19 protein-coding genes and 1 tRNA gene are annotated in these 19,760 nt (G+C 59.6%); 3 read left to right on the plus strand and 17 right to left on the minus strand.

Features of this window, described 5'->3' with window-relative positions:
• Positions 1 to 3: 3 nt before the first annotated feature.
• From rpmG to Q0I19_RS01170, 5 genes are all read right to left on the minus strand, one after another.
• The gene (gene rpmG, locus Q0I19_RS01150; RefSeq protein ID WP_007046681.1) at positions 4 to 153 is read right to left on the minus strand and encodes a 50S ribosomal protein L33; all 150 of its coding nucleotides are present in this window, start codon (positions 151 to 153) and stop codon (positions 4 to 6) included.
• A 216-nt stretch (positions 154 to 369) separates the two neighbouring features.
• The gene (locus Q0I19_RS01155; RefSeq protein WP_294759552.1) at positions 370 to 726 is read right to left on the minus strand and encodes a SpoVA/SpoVAEb family sporulation membrane protein; all 357 of its coding nucleotides are present in this window, start codon (positions 724 to 726) and stop codon (positions 370 to 372) included.
• Entirely contained in the window at positions 723 to 1,742 is a 1,020-nt protein-coding gene (locus Q0I19_RS01160) for a stage V sporulation protein AD (RefSeq protein WP_294759554.1), read from the minus strand. Before Q0I19_RS01160 ends, Q0I19_RS01155 begins: the two co-directional genes overlap by 4 nt.
• Positions 1,743 to 1,745: 3 nt before the next feature.
• The gene (locus Q0I19_RS01165; RefSeq protein ID WP_294759555.1) at positions 1,746 to 2,189 is read right to left on the minus strand and encodes a SpoVA/SpoVAEb family sporulation membrane protein; all 444 of its coding nucleotides are present in this window, start codon (positions 2,187 to 2,189) and stop codon (positions 1,746 to 1,748) included.
• 33 nt (positions 2,190 to 2,222) lie between these two features.
• Complete coding sequence (locus tag Q0I19_RS01170; protein WP_294759556.1) at positions 2,223 to 2,792, minus strand: GNAT family N-acetyltransferase; 570 nt, start codon at positions 2,790 to 2,792, stop codon at positions 2,223 to 2,225.
• A 77-nt stretch (positions 2,793 to 2,869) separates the two neighbouring features.
• On the opposite strand from Q0I19_RS01170, the gene prmA reads away from it, so the two are divergent.
• Positions 2,870 to 3,790, plus strand: coding sequence for a 50S ribosomal protein L11 methyltransferase (gene prmA / locus Q0I19_RS01175; protein ID WP_294759558.1), 921 nt, complete (start codon positions 2,870 to 2,872; stop codon positions 3,788 to 3,790).
• A gap of 3 nt (positions 3,791 to 3,793) precedes the next feature.
• Entirely contained in the window at positions 3,794 to 4,522 is a 729-nt protein-coding gene (locus Q0I19_RS01180; RefSeq protein ID WP_294759559.1) for an RsmE family RNA methyltransferase, read from the plus strand.
• Positions 4,523 to 4,628: 106 nt separating this feature from the next.
• Here the strand turns inward: Q0I19_RS01180 and Q0I19_RS01185 are convergent.
• The 5 genes from Q0I19_RS01185 to nrdD form a co-directional block, all read right to left on the minus strand.
• Positions 4,629 to 4,701, minus strand: a tRNA-Pro gene (locus Q0I19_RS01185).
• Positions 4,702 to 4,793: 92 nt separating this feature from the next.
• On the minus strand, positions 4,794 to 6,740 hold the full coding sequence (gene lysS / locus Q0I19_RS01190) for a lysine--tRNA ligase (RefSeq protein ID WP_294759560.1): 1,947 nt from the start codon (positions 6,738 to 6,740) through the stop codon (positions 4,794 to 4,796).
• A gap of 23 nt (positions 6,741 to 6,763) precedes the next feature.
• Positions 6,764 to 7,243 carry a transcription elongation factor GreA gene (gene greA / locus Q0I19_RS01195; RefSeq protein ID WP_294759562.1) on the minus strand — a complete coding sequence of 160 codons (480 nt, stop codon included), beginning with the start codon at positions 7,241 to 7,243 and terminating at the stop codon, positions 6,764 to 6,766.
• Positions 7,244 to 7,360: 117 nt separating this feature from the next.
• On the minus strand, positions 7,361 to 8,371 hold the full coding sequence (gene trpS / locus Q0I19_RS01200; protein WP_294759564.1) for a tryptophan--tRNA ligase: 1,011 nt from the start codon (positions 8,369 to 8,371) through the stop codon (positions 7,361 to 7,363).
• Between the two features lie 122 nt (positions 8,372 to 8,493).
• The gene (gene nrdD / locus Q0I19_RS01205; RefSeq protein ID WP_294759565.1) at positions 8,494 to 10,671 is read right to left on the minus strand and encodes an anaerobic ribonucleoside-triphosphate reductase; all 2,178 of its coding nucleotides are present in this window, start codon (positions 10,669 to 10,671) and stop codon (positions 8,494 to 8,496) included.
• Between the two features lie 408 nt (positions 10,672 to 11,079).
• Here nrdD and nrdG point away from each other — a divergent pair, with 408 nt between their 5' ends.
• Positions 11,080 to 11,628 carry an anaerobic ribonucleoside-triphosphate reductase activating protein gene (gene nrdG, locus Q0I19_RS01210; protein WP_294759566.1) on the plus strand — a complete coding sequence of 183 codons (549 nt, stop codon included), beginning with the start codon at positions 11,080 to 11,082 and terminating at the stop codon, positions 11,626 to 11,628.
• A 30-nt stretch (positions 11,629 to 11,658) separates the two neighbouring features.
• Here nrdG and Q0I19_RS01215 read toward each other — a convergent pair whose 3' ends face one another.
• From Q0I19_RS01215 to Q0I19_RS01245, 7 genes are all read right to left on the minus strand, one after another.
• On the minus strand, positions 11,659 to 12,990 hold the full coding sequence (locus tag Q0I19_RS01215; RefSeq protein ID WP_294759567.1) for an MATE family efflux transporter: 1,332 nt from the start codon (positions 12,988 to 12,990) through the stop codon (positions 11,659 to 11,661).
• Positions 12,991 to 13,041: 51 nt separating this feature from the next.
• Positions 13,042 to 15,585 (minus strand): leucine--tRNA ligase, encoded by a 2,544-nt coding sequence (gene leuS, locus Q0I19_RS01220; RefSeq protein WP_294759568.1) that lies wholly within the window; start codon positions 15,583 to 15,585, stop codon positions 13,042 to 13,044.
• A gap of 213 nt (positions 15,586 to 15,798) precedes the next feature.
• Positions 15,799 to 16,176, minus strand: a complete 378-nt coding sequence (gene rsfS / locus Q0I19_RS01225) for a ribosome silencing factor (RefSeq protein WP_294759570.1) — start codon at positions 16,174 to 16,176, stop codon at positions 15,799 to 15,801.
• 11 nt (positions 16,177 to 16,187) lie between these two features.
• Entirely contained in the window at positions 16,188 to 18,191 is a 2,004-nt protein-coding gene (locus tag Q0I19_RS01230; protein ID WP_294759571.1) for an LCP family protein, read from the minus strand.
• Between the two features lie 4 nt (positions 18,192 to 18,195).
• A complete protein-coding gene (gene yqeK, locus Q0I19_RS01235; RefSeq protein WP_294759572.1) occupies positions 18,196 to 18,786 on the minus strand; it encodes a bis(5'-nucleosyl)-tetraphosphatase (symmetrical) YqeK in 591 nt (196 codons plus the stop codon).
• A gap of 56 nt (positions 18,787 to 18,842) precedes the next feature.
• On the minus strand, positions 18,843 to 19,451 hold the full coding sequence (gene nadD / locus Q0I19_RS01240; protein WP_294759574.1) for a nicotinate (nicotinamide) nucleotide adenylyltransferase: 609 nt from the start codon (positions 19,449 to 19,451) through the stop codon (positions 18,843 to 18,845).
• Positions 19,448 to 19,750: a YhbY family RNA-binding protein gene (locus Q0I19_RS01245; protein WP_294759576.1), complete on the minus strand. Its 303-nt coding sequence runs from the start codon at positions 19,748 to 19,750 to the stop codon at positions 19,448 to 19,450. The genes nadD and Q0I19_RS01245 overlap by 4 nt, the downstream gene beginning before the upstream one ends.
• Between the last annotated feature and the right edge of the window lie 10 nt (positions 19,751 to 19,760).

The raw sequence follows: 19,760 nt of genomic DNA on the forward strand, positions 1-19,760 counted from the left end.
TCCTCACTTGGTTTCGCGGTGAAGGGTATGCTTCTTGCAGAAACGGCAATACTTCTTCATCTCAAGACGATCGGGAGAATTCTTCTTGTTCTTCTCCTTGTTGTAGTTGCGCTGCTTGCACTCGGTGCAAGCCAGGGTGATCTTGACAGTCATGTTTCGGCACCTCCATTATCGGTTAATAAGCCTCCCTCGCGCTTGCGGGCCGCCCTGGAAAAAGGGCATAAAAAATAAACCCGCAAAAGAGGTGCTATCATAATAACACATCCAAGGGGTCGTGTCAATAGATTTTGCAAGGATATCGGCAGATTTTTGCAAATTTATGCCGTAAAAAAGCGCCCGCTGCGCGGGCGCACCTATACGAGTCCTGTTTCAGCTTTGATCCTTGCTTTTGCCCACGGCTGCGGCCGCCAGGGCAAAGATCAGGCTGGCCGCTATGCCGCCGGAGGCCGCAGTAAGTCCGCCGGTAAACGCGCCCGGCAGCCCCAGCTCGTCCACAGCGGTCTGTACGCCCTGTGCCAGCAGATGTCCAAACCCCAGCAGGGGCACGCTCGCCCCCGCCCCTGCCAGTTCGACAAGCGGCGCGTACCAGCCCACCGCGCTCAGCACCACACCCGCCACCACATACCCTGTCAGGATGCGCGCAGGGGTCAACTTGGTGTAGTCCATAAGCAGCTGCCCCACCACACAGATGGCACCGCCCACAACAAACGCCCAGACGTAGTTCATACCGCACCTCCCAGTTCAATGCAGTGCGCAATGCCGGGGATGCTTTCCCCCTGCAAAAAGGTGGTCTGGCTCATCAGCGCCCCCGTTGCCACAAACAGCACACGGCGGTACCGCCCCGTTTTAAGCCCCGGCAGAATGTGGCTGCAGAGCACGGCGGCACTGCACCCGGCCCCGCTGCCGCCCGCCTGTACGTTTTGTTCCTCTACCTTATATAGTAGGCAGCCGCAGTCGCGATGGTTGGGCAGGGGCAGCCCCTCTTTATCCATCTGCTCATGCAGCAGGTCGCTGCCTACCTGCCCCAGGTCGCCCGTAAAAATCGCGTCGAAGTCCTGCGGTGCCGCCCCCGTGGCGTCAAAATACCGCAACAACGTGCTTGCGGCGGCGGGCATCATGGCCGCGCCCATGTTGTTGATGTCGCGTACCTCGTAGTCCTGTACGCGGCCGAAGGTGACGGAAAAAATCGGCACTCCTGCCGCACCCGCGCCGCGCACCAGACAGGCCCCTGCGGCGGTCGCGGTCCACTGGGCCGTGGGCGTGCGCTTGGCGCCATAGGGCAGCGGCGTCCGGAATTGACGCTCCGCCGCACAAAAATGGCTGCTTGTAAACGCCAGTGCCTGCTGCGCCAGCCCGCAGGCGGCAAAGCAGGCGGCAAGCCCCAGGGTTTCCGCCATGGTGGAGCACGCCCCGTACACGCCTGCAAACGGCGTGCCGAGGGTGCGCATCGTGTAGTTGCTGGCGGTACACTGCGCCTGCAAATCTCCGGCAAAGGTCAGCTGCACGTCCTTGCGGGCAACGTCCGCTTTGCGCAGACAAAGCCCGACTGCTTGCTGCTGCAGCAGACTTTCGGCCTGCTCCCAGTCGGCACAGCCCTGCGCGGCAAAGGCGGCATCCTGCGTCAAAAAATCAAACTGCGCGGCCAGCGGGCCTTCGCTTTCCTTTTTGCCCCCTGCAGCCGCCCAGGAGGCCACGATCGGCGGGCGGTCAAAAAACAGCGTATCTTTCTTTCTGGCAGGCATCGTTCACCCCACCTTTCCGATCAGCCAGTACAGCACGCCCCACACAAAGGATGACAGCGTCCCGTAGGCAATGACCGGCCCTGCAATGATGAAGATCCTGGCTCCCACACCGGTGACCCAGCCCTCGGCCTTAAACTCGATGGCCGGGCTGACCACCGAGTTGGCAAACCCTGTGATGGGCACCAGCGTGCCCGCGCCCGCGTGCGTCGCCAGCTTTTGGTACCAGCCGGGCAGGGTTGCCAGCGCCGAGAGAAAAATCAAACCGATGCTTGTCAGCGTTCCGGCCAGCGTTGCATCATACCACAGCAAAAACAGTTGGCGCAGCGCTTCGCCCAGCGCACAGATACCGCCCCCTACCCCGAACGCCCACGCACAGTCTTGCCAAACTGCGGACGGCGGCGAGGTTCGCTTGACCATTTCTGCATATTGCCTTGGGTTCAGTTTCACGCATGATTCCCCCTTTTTGGGGGTAGTATGCCCTCAGTTCCCGTAAAATATTACGTTGCCGCGCCCATAACTTTGCGGGCTCATCTCGGTGTACAGGCGGCGCAGGGCATCGGCAGCAGCCGCCTCCGACAGTGCTCCTCGGCAGGGCAGCGCCAGCACCATATAACGCACCCCCGCCACGCGGCTTTCCATCGCGGCACATTGTGCCCCTGCGCGCAGATAAAACCCGATGCGCCGCCTTGCCGTTTCGGGGTCGGGCGCTTCCGCAGGGTGCTCGCACTCGGTCAGCAGAGCGGACAGCCTGCCCGCATAATGCCGCCGCAGTGCATGCAGCGCACAGGTTCCCACGCCGCCGCCCCGCAAGTCGGGCCGCACGGCGAAATAGTCGATCAGCCCGCAGGGCACATCAGGGGCCGCGACCTGCAAGGCATAGGCCACCCGTTCCCCTGCCGGATCGGTAAACACAAGCGGCTCGTACAGGCCGCGGCGCAGCAGGGCTTCCATGGCCGCAAAGGGCTTGCGCTCGGCGGGCGGAAAATCACGAACCAGCGCCGTATCGTACAAATTTCCAAGTTCGGGCAAGGTAAGCGTCGCAATCTGCATAGAGAATCTCCTTTCTGATTGAAAAATCGAAAAGTTTCCTGTATAATAAAGGTACTATTTTGGGGAGGTTCTTTCTTATGGAATGGACAGATATCAGCATTACCGTGGCGAAGCGCGACGCCGACACGGCGGAAGCCATTGCCACCATGGTCGCCAACGGCGGCATTTATATTGAGGATTACAGCGACCTGGAGCAGCAGGCGTGGGAGATCGCCCATGTGGATCTGATCGAGCAGGAGCTGCTGGACAAACCGCGCGACGTGGTCATTGTACACATGTACCTGGCCCCCGATGAAAACCCCGCCGAGGTGCTGCCCCTGTTTGAGGAGCGCCTGAAAGCCAGCGGCATCGACTACCAACTGAATACCGCCGGTGTCGAGCAGGAGGATTGGCAGAACGCCTGGAAAAAGTACTACCACGCGATGGATATCGGCAGCCGCCTTGCCATTGTGCCCGGCTGGGAGCAGCACGACACCGACCGCATCAAGATCGTGATGGACCCCGGTATGGCGTTCGGCACCGGCACCCACGAAACCACCAGCCTGTGTCTGGAAACGCTGGACGAGCTGGTGCAGGGCGGTGAGCGTGTGCTGGATATCGGCACAGGCTCCGGCATTTTGGCTATCGCTGCGCTGAAGCTGGGTGCCAAGGTTGCCGAAGGCGTGGACATTGACCCGATGTGCGTGCGCACCGCCGGCGAAAACGCCGAGCGCAACGGCGTGAACGACCGCTTTACCGTGCTGGTGGGCGATTTGTCCGACAAGGCAAGCGGCGAGTACAACATCATCACCGCCAACATCGTCGCTGCCGCCATCCTGTCCCTGGCCCCGCATGTGCCTGTACTGATGGCACCCGGCGCCCGCTTTATCGCCAGCGGCATCATTGACGAGCGCAAGGAAGAAGTGCTGGCCGGGCTGCGCGCCGCCGGGCTGGAGCCTGTGCAGGTCAAGGAAAAGCGCGGCTGGGTGTGCATTATCTGCGAAAAGAAAGAGGCGTAAGCTATGCCGCATCGCTATTTTACCAAGGAATTAGCGGACGGACGCGCCGTCCTGACCGGCAGCGACGCCCACCACCTGGCGGACGTTATGCGCGCCAAATTGGGCGAGGAAGTCGTGCTGTGCGGCCCCGACGGTCTGGAATATATCGGCACCGTGACAAGCCTCGCCTCCGACCGTGTGGAGTTCACCGTCACCGACGGTGCCCCCAGCAAGGCAGAGCCGGACGTGCAGGTCACGCTGTTTGCCGCCTACCCCAAGCAGGGCAAGCTGGAGGAGGTCATCCGCCACTGCGTCGAGCTGGGCATCAGCGAGGTCGTTCCGTTTTTCAGCCGCTATTGCATTGCCGCGCCGAAAAAAGAGGACGCCAAGTGCGAGCGCTACAACCGCATCGCGGCCGAAGCCTCCAAGCAGGCGGGACGCGCCATGCTGCCCGCCGTGCGTATGCCGCTGCCGGATTTCAATGCCGTCTGTGATCATATGAAAGACTACGATCTGGTGTTGTTTTTCTATGAGGGCGGCGGTGTGCCGCTGCGCGAGGTGCTGAAGCCCGGCTGCGCCAAAAAAATTGCCATCATCACGGGCAGCGAGGGCGGCTTTTCCGCAGAAGAAGCTGCCGCCGCCAAGGCTGCGGGTGCTGTGACCGTGGGCCTTGGCCCGCGTATCCTGCGCTGCGAGACAGCACCCCTGACCGCCTTGACCGCCGTCATGCTGCTGACCGGCAACCTGGAATAATTGAACTGCTGCAACATACTATGCCCGCCACCCCCAAAAGGGTGACGGGCATAATTTTGTGCCAAAAAACAAAAGCCGCAGATACCTGAGTATCTGCGGTCTTATATCGAGGTGACAGGACTCGAACCTGCGGCCTCGTGGTCCCAAACCACGCGCGCTACCAACTGCGCAACACCTCGTTACAGCCGGGCAGTTGCCCGACTGATTTATTATAGTACAAAACGAGGGGACGCGTCAAGTCCTTTGCGAAAACTGTCGATGCGGTGTTGCCTTAGTACAGCTTGGCACCGGCGGGGATGCGGTCGTCCACCATAAGCAGGTTCAAGCCCTCGTGACCGTCCTCCTCATGCACAGCGGAAATCAGCATACCCTCGGAGGCGATGCCCATCATCTTGCGCGGGGGCAGGTTGACGATGGCGATGGCGGTCTTGCCGACCAGCTGCTCCGGCTCGTAATACTCGTGGATACCGCTTAAAATCACGCGGTCCTTGCACACGCCGTCGTCCAAGGTGAACTTCAGCAGCTTCTTGGACTTGGGCACAGCCTCGCACGCCAGAATCTTGACGGCGCGGAAATCGGACTTGGCGAAGGTTTCAAAGTCCACCATTTCCTCAAAAATCGGCTCAATCTTCACGTTGGAAAAGTCGATTTTTTCGGGTGCTGCCACGGCGGCAGGCTCGGCGGCGGGCTTCGGCTCGGACTTCTTGGTGTCGCCCACGGTCTTCATTGTGGGGAACAGGATAACGTCACGGATGGAATCGGAGTTGGTCAGCATCATAACGCAGCGGTCGATGCCGATGCCCATACCGCCCGTTGGGGGCATACCGTACTCCATGGCGGTGAGGAAATCCTCATCGATCATCTCGGCCTCGTCGTCGCCGCGGTCGCGCTGCTCGGCCTGCTTGACAAAGCGGTCACGCTGATCCAGCGGGTCGTTCAGCTCGCTGTAGGCGTTGCCCATCTCGCTGTGGTTGATAAAGAACTCAAAGCGCTCGGTCAGGCGCGGGTCCTCGGGGCTGCGCTTGGTCAGCGGGCTGACCTCGACGGGGTACATCGTAATAAAGGTGGGCTGGATCAGATGCTCCTCGACCTTCTGGTCAAAGCAGGCATACAGGGCGTTGCCCCAGGTCGGCTCGGCGGCGGGGTTCAGCTCAACACCCTTGGCGTTGGCGGCTGCCACGGCCTCGGCGTCATCGGTGATGACGTCAAAATCGATGCCCACATACTCGCGCACAGCCTCGATCATCGTCATACGGCGCCAGCCGGGGGTCAGGTCGATCTTGTTGCCCAGCCACTCGATCTCATAAGTGCCCAGAATCTCCTTGGCGGCGCTGGACAGCACGCCCTCGGCAATGTCCATCATATCGTGGAAGTCGGCGTAAGCCTGATACAGCTCCACGGTGGTGAACTCGGGGTTGTGCTTGGGGTCCATACCCTCGTTGCGGAAGATACGCCCCACCTCGTACACGCGGTCGATGCCGCCGACGATCAGACGCTTCAGCGGCAGCTCGGTGGCGATGCGCAGGTACATATCAATGTCCAGCGTGTTGTGGTGGGTGATGAACGGGCGGGCGGCGGCACCGCCGGCGATGGTGTTCAGCACGGGGGTTTCGACTTCCATATAGCCGCGTTCGTCCAGATAGTTGCGCAGATGCTTGATGAACTTGCTGCGCACCTCAAAGGCGCGGCGCACATCGGGGTTGACGATCAGGTCAACATAGCGCTGACGGTAGCGGGCCTCGCGGTCGGTCAGACCGTGGAACTTTTCGGGCAGGGGCAGCAGGCTCTTGGACAGCAGGGTCAGCTCGCAGATGCGCACCGAAATCTCGCCCATCTTGGTGCGGAACACTTCGCCCTTGACACCGATGATATCACCGATGTCCAGCTTTTTGAAGGCGGCATAGGCTTCCTCGCCCAGCAGATCGCGCTTGACGAAGATCTGGATATCGCCCTTCTGGTCGCGCAGGTGGGCAAAGCTGGCCTTGCCCATGATGCGCTTGGACATCATACGGCCCGCCAAAGAAACGATCTTGCCGGTTTCGGCCTCGGCGGGCAGGTCGGCAAATTCCTGTTTCAGGTCGGCAGAGTAGGCGTCCTGCTGATACTTGGTGATGACAAAGGGGTTCTGACCGGCTTCGCACAAATCAGCGAGCTTCTGGCGGCGCACGGCGGCCTGCTGGCTGATATCCTGCTCGGTCTGGGGCTTATTCTGCTCCATTTTGATCGTCCTTTCGTGTTTTATTAGTTGGAACGGGAAACGCTCAGCACCTTGTAGGTGATGATGCTGCCGTTGGGCAGGGTGACATCGACCTCGTCGCCGGCCTTATGGCCGACCAGCGCGCCGCCCACGGGGCTTTCGTCGCTGATGCGGTTCAGGTCCATGTCGGCCTCGGTAGAGCCGGTGATGTCGTATTCTTCAGGCTCCTCGCCCTCCTCCTGGATGGTGACGTGCATACCGATGGAAATGGTGTCGGCGCTCAGCTCGCTCTCGTCCATGATGCGGGCAACCTTGAGGGTGGCTTCCAGGTCGGCAATGCGGGCCTCGACGGAGGCCTGCTCCTCCTTGGCGGCGTCGTACTCGGCGTTTTCGCTCAAGTCGCCGTAGCCGCGGGCTACCTTGATTTTATCGGCAACCTCTTTACGTTTGACGGTGCGCAGATCTTCGAGTTCCTTGACCAGTTTATCATAACCCGCACGGGTAACAACGACTTCTTTCGCCATAGCAGATTCTCCTAACAAAGTAATAGTAAAAGATGTGCGGCCCGTATGGAGCCGCACTAACTGAATTATTATAACGGTTCAGCGCCGTTTTGTCAAGTAAAATTTTGGCAGTTCTGCTTACTTGTCCAGCTGCAGGAGCCCCACCTTGCGGTACACCTTGCTGACCGTGCGGTTGGCAAGGCGGGCGGCGCGCTCGGCACCGGATTTCAGCACCTCATCGACATAAGCCTTGTCCGCCAAAATACGGCTATACTCGGCCTGCACGGGGGTCAGCGCGTCGGCAGTGACCTCGGCCACAGCCAGCTTGAAGTCGCCGTAGCCCTTGCCCTCAAACTCGGCAGCGATCTTGTCCATGGATTTGCCGGTAAAAGTACCGTAGATCGTCATCAGGTTGGACACGCCGGGCTTCTGCTCGCGGTCAAAGCGCACGCAGCCGTCCGAGTCGGTGACGGCGCGCTTGCACTTGCGGATGATGGTGTCCTTGTCGTCGGTCATCAAAATGAAAGAGTTGACGTTGGTGTCGGACTTGCTCATCTTCTTGGCAGGCTCGGCCAGCGACATGATCTTGGCACCGCTGGCGGGGACATAGCCCTCCGGCAGGGTGAAGGTGTCGCCGTAGATGTTGTTAAAGCGTCCGGCGATATCGCGGGCGATCTCCAGATGCTGGGTCTGATCCTGCCCTACGGGCACGAGGTCGGCGTTGTAGATCAGAATATCGGCAGCCATCAGGACGGGGTAGGTAAACAGACCGCCGTTGACGTTGTCGGGATGCTTGGCGCTCTTGTCCTTGAACTGGGTCATACGGGACAGCTCACCGAACTGGGTATTGCAGGCCAGCACCCAGGACAGCTGGGTGTGGGCAGGCACATGGCTTTGCACGAACAGGACGTGTTCCTTGGGGTCGATGCCCACCGCCAGCAGCAGGGCGGACAGCTCACGGGTGCGGCGGCGCAGCTCGGCGGGGTTCTGGCGCACGGTCAGAGAGTGCAGGTCGGCCACCATATACAGGCAGTCGTAGTCCGATTGCAGCAGCGCCCAGTTGCGCACCGCGCCGATATAGTTGCCCAGGGTAGGCGTGCCGGTGGGCTGAATGCCCGAGAGAATACGTTTGCGTTTTTCGTCTGCCATAATAGACCTCCGTATTTATACGAACCGCCCGGCGCGAGGGGAAAATTCGCGCCGGGCGGTGGGTGTTTTTCTTCATTCGCGTATAGTGTAATTTAAGCACAAAACGCGGGTTTTGTCAATGCTTACAGGTGCAGCACGCGATCCTTGATCTCGGCGGTGCGCCCCTGGTTCCAGAACTGGGTGCCGATGTAGCCGCAGGTGCGGCGGGCGACGTTCAGCTTGTTCTGGTCACGGTTATGGCACTTGGGGCACTCCCACACCAGCTTGCCGTCCTCCTGCACGATGCTGATCTCTCCGTCATAGCCGCAGACCTGGCAGTAGTCGCTCTTGGTGTTCAGCTCGGCATACATAATGTTTTCGTAGATGAACTGCATGACCTTGATGACGGCTTCGAGGTTATCCTGCATGTTGGGCACCTCGACGTAGCTGATAGCGCCGCCCGGAGACAGCTTTTGGAAGTCGCTCTCAAACTTCAGCTTGGTGAAGGCGTCGATCTGCTCGGAAACATGGACGTGGTAGGAGTTGGTGATATAGTTGCGGTCGGTGATGCCGGGCACCACGCCGAAGCGCTTTTGCAGGCACTTGGCAAACTTGTAGGTGGTGGATTCCAGCGGGGTGCCGTACAGGCTGAAATCGATGTTGTGCTGCTGCTTCCAGCCCGCGCAGGCGTCGTTCATATGCTGCATGACATTCAGCGCAAAGGGCTTGGCGGCGGGGTCGGTGTGGCTCTTGCCGGTCATATACTTGCAGCACTCATACAGACCCGCATAGCCCAGGCTGATGGTGGAATAACCGCCGTACAGCAGCTTGTCGATGGTCTCGCCCTTGCCCAGGCGCGCCAGCGCACCGTACTGCCACAGGATGGGTGCGGCATCGCTCAGGGTACCCTTCAGGCGGTTGTGGCGGCACATCAGCGCCTTGTGGCACAGCTCCAGGCGTTCGTCAAAGATTTTCCAGAACTTATCAAAGTCGCCGCCGCTGGACAGCGCCACGTCCACCAGGTTGATGGTCACAACGCCCTGGTTGAAACGGCCGTAATACTTGGGCTTGCCGTTTTCGTCAACGTAAGGGGTCAGGAAGCTGCGGCAGCCCATGCAGGTGTAGCAGTGGCCTTCGCCGTTTTTGTCGACCTTGTACTCCTTCATCTTCTTTTCGCTGATGTAGTCGGGCACCATGCGCTTAGCGGTGCACTTGGCTGCCAGCTTGGTCAGGTAGTAGTAGGGCTGCCCCTCGTAGACGTTGTCGTCCTCCAACACATAGATCAGCTTGGGGAACGCGGGGGTGATCCAGACACCGGCCTCGTTCTTGACGCCCTGATAGCGCTGGCGCAGCATTTCCTCAATGATGATGGCAAGGTCGGATTTGAGGCGCTGGTTGTCCCCTGCCTCGTTCAGGTACATGAACACGGTGATAAAGGGAGCCTGACCGTTGGTGGTCATCAGCGTGACGACCTGATACTGAATGGTCTGCACACCGCGCTTGATTTCCTCGCGCAGGCGCTTTTCCACGATTTCAGAGATTTTTTCTTCCCCGGGGTTGATGCCCAAATCGGCCAGCTCGGCCTCGACATCGCGGCGGATCTTCTTGCGGCTGACGTCCACAAAGGGTGCCAGATGGGTCAGGCTGATGCTCTGACCGCCGTACTGGCTGGAGGCAACCTGCGCGATGATCTGCGTGGCGATGTTGCAGGCGGTGGAGAAGGAATGGGGCTTTTCGATTAGGGTGCCGGAAATGACCGTGCCGTTCTGCAGCATATCCTCCAAGTTGACGAGGTCGCAGTTGTGCATGTGCTGGGCGTAGTAGTCGGCGTCGTGGAAGTGGATGATGCCCTCCTCGTGCGCCTTGACGATCTCCTGCGGCAGCAGCATACGCATGGTCAGATCCTTGCTGACCTCACCGGCCATATAGTCGCGCTGGACGCTGTTGACGGTGGGGTTTTTGTTGGAGTTTTCCTGCTTGACTTCCTCATTGTTGCACTCGATCAGCGAGAGGATCTTGTCGTCGGTGGTGTTGTGGGTGCGCTTGAGGCTTTGCACATAGCGGTAGGTGATGTATTTGCGGGCCACCTCGTGGGCGCCGGTCTCCATGATGGCATTCTCGACCAGGTCCTGAATTTCCTCAACATTCATGGCATGGCCGCGCTCCAGACAGATTTTTTGAACCTTGTCGGAGATATCGATGACCTGCTCCTTGGTCAAGCGCTGGTTTTCTGCCACGACGTTGTTGGCCTTGGTGATCGCCGCGATAATTTTGGTAATGTCGAATACGGCTTCGCTGCCGTTGCGCTTGATGATTTTCATACCGAATCCCCTTAAAAATGATGATAACAAGTTGCTTAATACATATCGTATAACAATTCGCAATGTATAATTCCGCATTTGCGAGCACATTTATCATACCGCACCGCAAAGGGAAAGTCAATAGCAGAAACCACTATATATTGTGGTTCAAAAGCAAAATCACGCAAAATATTGCATTTTCATCGCACCATCGTGCAAAAAGGCCCATGCCGAAAAACAGGCCGGTTTTTTGTGTATTTTGAGCAGTTTTCCCATAGATAACGATGTGCCGTTGTATTTTGTGCGCTATGGCTATGGCAAGGGCTTGCGCATCGGCGGCAACCCTGCTATACTATGTATAGATTTTAGGGGGTTGGCCGCTTTTTATACAAGATATAGTGGTCGACCACAAAGGAGTATACATCTGCCATGAATTACGCAACGATAAAATACTGCGACATTGCCAACGGCGAGGGTGTGCGCACCAGCCTGTTTGTATCGGGCTGCCGCCGCCGCTGCCCCAACTGCTTTAATGCCGTGGCGTGGGATTTCAACTATGGCGCGCCCTTCACCAAGGAGGTTCGCAACGAGATCTTGCAAAGCCTGGAGCCGAGCTACATCAACGGCCTGTCGCTGCTGGGGGGCGAGCCGCTGGAGCCGGAAAACCAGCGCGAACTGCTGCCCTTTATTAAAAATGTAAAGGTGCTGTATCCCAACAAGACCATCTGGTGTTACACGGGCAACACCTTTGAACGCGATGTTATGCAGCCCGGACCCGGCCGCTGTGAGGTGACCGACGAATTTTTGCAGTACATCGACGTATTGGTGGACGGTGATTTTATTGAGGCGCAGCATGATATCAGCCTGCGTTTTCGCGGCAGCGGCAACCAGCGCATCATTGACATGAACGCCACCCGCGCGGCAGGGCATGTGGTGCTGTGGCAGGACGACCCCCTGTTTGCCGACCACAAGATGTAACGAAAAGCCGCCCGACCGGGCGGCTTTTTCTTATCCGATTCCCTGTTTGCGGCAGGTGTAGAAATAATAGGGCACCTCAAACAGCAGCATGGCTGTCCAGCCGACGGCACAGGCCGCCGCAATGCCCGACAGCCCCACTCGCGGGGCCAGCAATGCGGCAAACAGCGCCCGCAGCCCCGCCTGGGTGCAGGTTCCCAGCAGCGTCGTGGTCATCTTGCCCATGCCGCGGTAAAAGCCCTGGAAGCCGTTGGTCAGCGCGGGCAGAGCGTACAACACCGCCATATAGCCGAGATAGCCGGCTCCCTGCCGCACCACATCGTCGGCTCCCTGCCCTGCCACAAACAGCGCAATCATCGGCCGGCGCAGGAACCATGTCACACTGCCCACCAGCACCCAGTAGCCCAGCTCCAGCCGCAGCCCCGCCGCAAAGCCGCTGCGGATACGCTGTCCCTGCCCTGCCCCGCGGTTTTGTGCGATATAGGTCGTGATGGCGGCGGCAATGCTCTGCTCCGGCGTAAAGGCAAAATCGTCCACGCGGGTAGCGGCGTTAAAGGCCGCAATGGCCTGTACGCCCAAGGCGTTGACCTGCCCTTGGATCAGCAGCTTGCAGACCGGCTGCACGGCCTGCTGCAGCGCCGTGACGGCACCGTATTGCATAATCGGGCCAAGCAAGGCGGGGGCGATTCGCCACTGCTTCCCTTGCGGGCAAAGTTCGGGTACGCGGCGCAGCATGTACACCAGCGCCAGCAGCGCACTGACCCCCTCTGCCACCACGGTGGTGACGGCGCTGCAGACAATGCCGAATCCCAGCCCGCCGATAAAAATCAGGTCCAGCACGGCGTTGAGGACAGCGGAAAACGCCAAAAATTTCAGCGGCGTTTTGGAATCCCCCGCGCTTTTCAGCCCTGCTGCCAGCGCATTGTAGAAAAAGGTGAACGGTGCGCCCAGAAAGGTAATGCGCAGATAGATGCCTGTGATGTCTGCAATTTCCGGCGGCGCGGCCAACAACCGCAGCAGCCACGGCGTCACCGCCACACCCAGCAGCGCCACGGCGACACAAAGCAGCGAGCCGAACGTCAGGGTGGTGCCCAAAATACTGCGCAGACGGTCAGGCTGTTTGGCACCGTAGGCCTCGCTCATCAGAACGCCGGCACCGATGCAAAGCCCCGATATCGCCAAAATCACAAGATTCATTACCGGGGAGGCGATCCCCTCGGCGGCAAGGGCGTCCTGCCCGATAAACCGCCCCGCTATAACGGAATCCGCCGCATTGTAGGCAAGCTGCAGCCAGTTGCCAAAAAGCAACGGCACGGCGTAGAAAAGCAGGTGCTGCAGCGGTGCGCCTTTTGTCATATCACGCATAGTTTTCTCCGCAAAAACAGCCACGGAAATTTCCGTGGCTGTTGATTTTTATTAGCCCTTGACGGCGATGTTGACCAGCTTGCCCTTGACGTAAATTTCCTTGGCAACGGTCTTGCCTGCCATGGCCTCGGCCACGGCGGGTTCCTCTTTAGCGCGGGCAATGGCATCGGCGCTCTCGATGGCGGCGGGCACCATGATGCGGGCCTTGACCTTGCCGTTGACCTGCACGGCGATCTCAATGGTCTGCTCCACGCACTTGGCTTCGTCGTAGACCGGCCACGGATAGTATGCCAGCTGCTCGGTGTGACCCAGCTGCTGCCACAGTTCCTCGGTCATGTGGGGGGCAAAGGGGTTCAGCAGCTGCAGCAAAACCTCGTACTCGGCCTTGGTGGCGCCGCCCTTGTCGCTGAGGGCGTTGACGTAGATCATCAGCTGCGCAATGGCGGTGTTGGCCTTCAGCGCGTCGATGTCCTCGCCGACCTTCTTGATGCTGCGGTTGACAACAGCCTCCAATTCGGGGCGGATGCCGTCACCCTCAACGAGCTTCTCACTCATGGACCAGATCTTGTCCAGGAAACGCTTGCAGCCCTTGATGGAGGAGGTGTTCCACGGGGCGGCCTTCTCAAAGTCACCGATGAACATCTCGTACATGCGCAGGGTGTCGGCGCCGTACTCTGCCACAACGTCGTCGGGGTTGACCACGTTGCCCAAGGACTTGGACATCTTGACGATGGGGTGCTCGGCCATCTCGCCGTATTTGTTGACGAGTGCCTGACGGGCTGCCTTTTCGTCGCCATACTCGGCCAGCAGGCGCTTGCGCTCGGCATCGGGCTGGTTTTCGTAGGCGTGGGGGTTCAGACCCAAAATCATGCCATGGGAGGTACGCTTCTGGTACGGCTCCTTGGTGGGCACTACGCCGAGATCGTACAGGAATTTATGCCAGAAACGGCTGTACAGCAGATGCAGGGTGGTATGCTCCATACCGCCGTTATACCAGTCCACGGGGCTCCAGTATTCCAGCGCTTCCTTGCCGGCCAGAGCCTCCTTGTTGTGGGGGTCGCAGTAGCGCAAGAAGTACCAGCTGGAACCGGCCCACTGGGGCATGGTGTCGGTTTCGCGCTTTGCCTCGCCGCCGCAGCACGGGCAGGTGGTGTTGACCCACTCGGTGTGGCGGGCCAGCGGGCTTTCGCCGTTTTCGCCCGGCTCAAAGTCCTTGATCTCGGGCAGGCGCAGGGGCAGCTCGCTTTCGGGCAGGGGTACCCAGCCGCACTTGGGGCAGTTGACCATGGGGATCGGCTCGCCCCAGTAGCGCTGACGGCTGAACACCCAGTCGCGCAGCTTGAAGTTGACCTGCTTGTGACCCTTGCCGTTTTCTTCCAGCCAGGCGTACATCTTGGTCTTGGCGTCCTCAACAGACAGACCGTTCAGGAAATCGGAGTTGACCAGCGTGCCGGTGGCAACGTCGGTAAAGGCCTCTTTATCCAGATCGCTGGGCACAGTGCCCTTGACGACCTCGACAATGGGCATACCGAACTTTTTGGCAAACTCCCAGTCGCGGGTGTCGTGGGCGGGCACGGCCATGATGGCGCCAGTGCCGTAGGTGGCCAGAACATAGTCGGAAACAAAGATGGGCACCTGCTTGCCGTTGGCGGGGTTGATGGCCTGTACGCCCTGGATGACGACACCGGTCTTTTCCTTGTTCAGCTCGGTGCGCTCGAAGTCAGACTTGCGGGCAGCCTCCTCCTGATAGGCGGCAACCTTGGCGGCGTTTTCGATAAGACCTGCCTCGGTCCACTTTTTGATAAAAGCGTGTTCGGGGCTGATGACCATGTAGGTGCAGCCGAACAGCGTGTCGGCGCGGGTGGTGTAGACGGTCAGCACATCGCCGCAGGTGGTGTCAAAGTTGATCTCGGCGCCGTGGCTGCGGCCGATCCAGTTGCGCTGCTGGGTCTTGACGCGGTCAATGTAGTCCACCTCGTCCAGATCGTCGATGAGACGGTCGGCGTAGGCGGTAATTTTCAGCATCCACTGGCTCTTGTTTTTCTGCACAACGGGGCTGCCGCAGCGCTCGCACACGCCGTTGACGACTTCCTCGTTGGCCAGAACAACCTTGCAGCCGGTGCAGTAGTTGACGGTGGTCTCTTTCTTGTAGGCAAGACCCTTTTTGAACAGCTGCACAAAGATCCACTGCGTCCACTTGTAGTATTCGGGGTCGGTGGTGTTGACCTCACGGTCCCAGTCAAAGCTCAGGCCCAGCGCCTGCAGCTGGCTCTTAAAGCGGGCGACGTTGTTGGCGGTCACGATCTCAGGGTTGATATGGTTTTTCAGGGCAAAGTTCTCGGTCGGCAGGCCGAAGGCGTCCCAGCCCATGGGGTACAGGACGTTGTAGCCGCACTGGCGCTTTTTGCGGGCCACGATGTCCAGCGCCGTGTAGCTGCGGGGGTGGCCGACGTGCAGACCGGCGGCGGAAGGATACGGAAACTCGACCAGCGCATAGAACTTGGGCTTGGTGTGGTCGATTTCGGCATGGAAGGTGTTCTCGTCCTTCCAGACCTTTTGCCATTTGGCTTCAACTTGTTGGAAATCGTACTTCATAACTTCTCTTCTCTCCCCGAATGTGTGGGCAACACCGCACAATTCCCGCCTGACGGCTTAAGCACCGCTCCGGCGGCTGCGGCACGGCATCTGCGTTGCCAAAATGCTCGCCAATACACAAAGTATTGCCTGCGCTTTTGGCTTAGCATCTGCCGCACCTCGCTCGCCGTATCGGCACTTAGAATTGTGCGGTATTGCCTTTGAAATTTAGCATCAGCCCTGCTGTGCGGCGTCCTCCTCCGGCAGCCACTCGGATGCAGGGATAGCCTTGGCGTCCGCCCACAGGTGCTCCAGGTCGTAGTAATCGTGAGCCTCCTGCGTAAAGACATGGACAATGACGCAGCCGTAATCCAGCAGCACCCAGCGCTTGCCGTCATGGCCTTCGGTGCGCAGGGCGGGTACACCCTGCTGTCCCAGCTGGAACTCGGCCTCATCGGCCAAGGCACCCACATGGGTGGTGGAGTTGCCGGTGGCGATGACGAAATACTCGGTCACGGTGGTCAGCGCCTCGACTGCCAGAATGTGCACGTTCAGCGCTTTTTTAGAGTCCAGCGCGCGGGCCAGACGGATGGCGATTTCTTTGCTTTGCATATACGTTCTCCTTATGCGGCGGGTTCAGAAGTACTGTCGCCGTCGGTGCTTTCGGATTCGGCGGCGCTGTCGGGCACGACCTCATAGACATCATCGCCGGCATCGTCGTTGGAAATATGGTTGTTGTTCTGCTGCGCGTCAACGACCTCTTTGTTCAGGTCGTTCATGACCTTGACGGCGGCATCCTGCGGCGTCATGCCGCTGGTGTCCAGCGCCTGGCAAACGTTCAGCTCCGACGCATCGACCTGACGGTCTGCCGAGCGGAAATACTGGTTCAGCACGTCGGCGGTCTCCTGCTTGGCGACCACAACGACGCTGTTGGGTTTTTCCACGTTCTGCGGCCATGCAAGGTTGCCGCCCATATACACAGGCACACGCGCCAGACAGATCTTGTCGCTGTGGATCTTCAGCATGCTGACCGCCACGCTGACCAGCTCGGAAACGCTGAGGTCGGTTTCGACATAGCTGAGCATAAAGGGCAGCATACGGGCGATGTCTACCACCGTCATGCTGCGCAGGCGGGCGAACAGCGCCGAGTAGAAATACCGCTGCACCTCCAATCGCTTGAGGTCGCTGGTGCCGTAGGTCTTGCGCGCGCGCAGGAAGAACTCGGCCTGCGCACCTGTCAGGCGCTGATAACCGGCGGGCAGGTAGCTGTTGCCGCCGCCCTCCACCTTGCGGTAGTCGATTTCTTCGGGCACGTTGACGTCAATGCCGCCTAAGATGTCGATCAGCTCGCTGAGGGCCTCCAGACGGACGCTGACATAGCCGTCGCATTCCAGCTTGAACTGGTCGTACAAAAGCTGCGCCAGAGCGTCAATATTGTTGTAACCGCTGCTGCCTTGGGTCTTGGCAACGGCGTTGATCTGGTAGTTGCCGGAAACGCTGCGGTCAGTCGTGACCATAATGTTGCGGGGAATCTGCAGCATGCTGACACTCTGGTTTTCGTTGTCGAAGTGCAGCCACATGATCATATCGGTCATGCCGTCGTTGACGCCGTCGGACGAAGCGGTTCCGTCCTCGGTCGAACGGTCAATACCCACGACCAGCAGGTTGAATTCCTTGCCCTGGTAGGCCTTGGGGGTGTTGACGATGGAACTGATGGTCGTGCCGTTGATGCCGCCGTTGGGCTTGAGGGCGTTCATGATAATGGCGAAGGCCGCACCGAAAATGATGACCAGCACCAGCACCACGGCCAGCAGGGTTTTCCACCATGCGCGCTTTTTCTTGGGCTTTTTGCCCTTGCCGCCCTCCTTAGGGCTGCTGCCGGGCTTGCGCGGCGGTTTCCCGCCGGAGGCTGTGCGTTTGGCAGGCTCACCCTCTAAGGCGATGCCCTTGCCGGTTTTGGGGGCGGTGTCCGCCGTGGCGGCGTCGTAGTCAAACACGGCATTTTTGGCAGCCGGACGCGGCGCAGGTGCAGCCTTCTGTTCGGGCTGCGTGGTCGGGCGCGGGGTGCGGTTGATGGTGCGGGAAACCGACTGCTGCGGCCGTGCGGCGCGGGCGGGTGCCTCGGCGGGGGCGTCCGGGCGGACAACACGGCGGTGTTCCTGCTGCACCGGCCGTGCTTCTGGCTGCGGCGCGGCGGGACGTACGGGACGCGGCGCAGGCTGCGGCTCAATGCGCTGGGTGCGGTAGGCGGTGTCGGTGCCGTATTTGCGTTCATACTGGGCGCGCAGCGCCATGGCCTGCTGCTGGGCACGGGTCAGGGGCTTAGGCTCCTGCGGCTGTTGTGGGTCGAATTCCTCGGCAACAGGCTCCTGCACAACAGGCTCCTGCACGGGCTGCGGTGCGGCAGGCTGTTCAACGGGGGCCTGCGGCTGCTCCGTTTCCGGCGGTTCGGGGCGGACAGCATGGTGCGGGTCGATCTGCCGCCCCTGCACCGGCTGCACGGGGCGCTGAATGCGGCGGCGTGCATTTTGGGCTGCCTGCTGCTGCGCAAGGCGGCGAGCTTTTTCGTATTGATCCTGTGAGGCACCGTATGCGCTCTCGGTATGAAGCTTGCGCGGTTCGCTCATGACGTTATCCTCCCTGTTTTGACGTTGGGGGTCGTTTGTGTTGTTCGGCGTATTCGTATGCGGCCACACTTTCGGGATCCAGTGTGCCGCCCTTGTCGTTCACAAAATCGATGCTACGTTTCAGGGCCAGGCAAAGCGCCGCGTCCAGATCCTGCATTTGCAGGCTGCGCAGCTCCTCCACACCGGGCCAATCCCGCTCGGCGCTGGTCATATCGGCCAGATAGAGGATCTTATCCAACAGGCTCATGTCAGGCTTGCCGGTAGTATGGCAGCGAATGGCCGATAAAATTTCCTCGTCCTGCACGCCCCAGCGGGTCTGCGCCAGAATGGCGGCGGCTATGCCGTGCCACACCGGCGTGGGGCGTTTGGGTGCATCTAGCGCTATTATAGCATTATCGGCAAAAATCTGCAACAACTGCTCTTTGGGCAGTTCCTTGGCGCTGTCGTGCAAAATTGCCGATACAGCGGCCTTTTCTCCATCGCAACCCCAGCGGCGCGCCAATTTTACCGCCATTTTTTTTACATTTTTGGTGTGCGTCCAGCGTTTTTCGCTCAGCAGCGGCTTTACAATGCTTTTGGCTTGCTCAACAGTCATGGTGTTTTATTGACCTTCTTTCAAGGGAAACATCCTGCTTGGGGGCGGTTTTACCCCTAACGGCATGTATTGTTGCTATACAAATTGTTATCTTCTACAATTTGTAGTACGTTTTGCGGCAAAAAGTCCTGCCACGCGCTGCGGGGTACGCGCCCGCTGCGGATATCACTGGACGCGCAAGGGAATGCCTGCGCCCTGGCCAGCAGAACGGTACCGCCTTGGCGGCGCAGTTCATCGGCAGCGGCCAGCAACACGGCATTGTCTCCGGTTTCGCGGCTTTCCACCACAAGGGTAGTCAGGTGCAGGATATCCTGCCAGCGATACCAGCGCGTAAAGCTCAGCAGCATATCGCTGCCCAGACACATATACAGCCTGTCGTGGGGGTAGCGGCTGTGCAGCATCTCCACAGTATTGACCGAGTAATTGCGTCCCCCCTGCCGAACCTCCCAGTCCGACACTTCGACCTTGGGCGAAAGCGCCGTAAAACACTCGCACATGGCCAGACGCAGGGCGGCATCGGTGCCGCTGGCCTTTTTGTGGGGCGGGATACCTGCGGGCATTACGATGACCTTGTCGGGCTGCACACAGTCCATGGCCGCCCGCAGGTTGTTCATGTGCCCGTTGTGCGGCGGGTCAAAGGTGCCGCCGAACAGCAAAATCTTCATTTGCCCAGCAGCGCGGCGTAGGCGCTCTCTTTCTTTTTCTGCTGGAACAGCACAAACTTGCGGCCGATGACCTGCACGCTCTCGCAGCCGATCTTCTCGCACAGGATGTCGGCAGCCTCGCGGGCGGAATACTCGCTGTTGTCCAGAACCTTGACTTTGATCAATTCGCGGGCGGCCAGGCAGTCGGCAACGCCTTGGATGAGGGTCTCGTCAATTTCGCCCTTGCCGATCTGGTATACGGGGTCCATCGTGTTGGCGGCGCCGCGCAGGGCAGCGCGCTGTTTGCTGGTAAGTGCCATAGATACTCTC

This window comes from uncultured Gemmiger sp. (genome assembly GCF_934561205.1).
Lineage (GTDB): Bacteria > Bacillota > Clostridia > Oscillospirales > Ruminococcaceae > Gemmiger.

Bases quoted from the DNA above. Each gene is read 5' to 3' on its own strand.
- rpmG (WP_007046681.1), bottom strand. From the start codon at position 153: ATGACTGTCAAGATCACCCTGGCTTGCACCGAGTGCAAGCAGCGCAAC.
- Q0I19_RS01155 (WP_294759552.1), bottom strand. From the start codon at position 726: ATGAACTACGTCTGGGCGTTTGTTGTGGGCGGTGCCATCTGTGTGGTG.
- Q0I19_RS01160 (WP_294759554.1), bottom strand. From the start codon at position 1,742: ATGCCTGCCAGAAAGAAAGATACGCTGTTTTTTGACCGCCCGCCGATC.
- Q0I19_RS01170 (WP_294759556.1), bottom strand. From the start codon at position 2,792: ATGCAGATTGCGACGCTTACCTTGCCCGAACTTGGAAATTTGTACGAT.
- prmA (WP_294759558.1), top strand. From the start codon at position 2,870: ATGGAATGGACAGATATCAGCATTACCGTGGCGAAGCGCGACGCCGAC.
- Q0I19_RS01180 (WP_294759559.1), top strand. From the start codon at position 3,794: ATGCCGCATCGCTATTTTACCAAGGAATTAGCGGACGGACGCGCCGTC.
- lysS (WP_294759560.1), bottom strand. From the start codon at position 6,740: ATGGAGCAGAATAAGCCCCAGACCGAGCAGGATATCAGCCAGCAGGCC.
- greA (WP_294759562.1), bottom strand. From the start codon at position 7,243: ATGGCGAAAGAAGTCGTTGTTACCCGTGCGGGTTATGATAAACTGGTC.
- trpS (WP_294759564.1), bottom strand. From the start codon at position 8,371: ATGGCAGACGAAAAACGCAAACGTATTCTCTCGGGCATTCAGCCCACC.
- nrdD (WP_294759565.1), bottom strand. From the start codon at position 10,671: ATGAAAATCATCAAGCGCAACGGCAGCGAAGCCGTATTCGACATTACC.
- nrdG (WP_294759566.1), top strand. From the start codon at position 11,080: ATGAATTACGCAACGATAAAATACTGCGACATTGCCAACGGCGAGGGT.
- Q0I19_RS01215 (WP_294759567.1), bottom strand. From the start codon at position 12,990: ATGCGTGATATGACAAAAGGCGCACCGCTGCAGCACCTGCTTTTCTAC.
- leuS (WP_294759568.1), bottom strand. From the start codon at position 15,585: ATGAAGTACGATTTCCAACAAGTTGAAGCCAAATGGCAAAAGGTCTGG.
- rsfS (WP_294759570.1), bottom strand. From the start codon at position 16,176: ATGCAAAGCAAAGAAATCGCCATCCGTCTGGCCCGCGCGCTGGACTCT.
- Q0I19_RS01230 (WP_294759571.1), bottom strand. From the start codon at position 18,191: ATGAGCGAACCGCGCAAGCTTCATACCGAGAGCGCATACGGTGCCTCA.
- yqeK (WP_294759572.1), bottom strand. From the start codon at position 18,786: ATGACTGTTGAGCAAGCCAAAAGCATTGTAAAGCCGCTGCTGAGCGAA.
- nadD (WP_294759574.1), bottom strand. From the start codon at position 19,451: ATGAAGATTTTGCTGTTCGGCGGCACCTTTGACCCGCCGCACAACGGG.
- Q0I19_RS01245 (WP_294759576.1), bottom strand. From the start codon at position 19,750: ATGGCACTTACCAGCAAACAGCGCGCTGCCCTGCGCGGCGCCGCCAAC.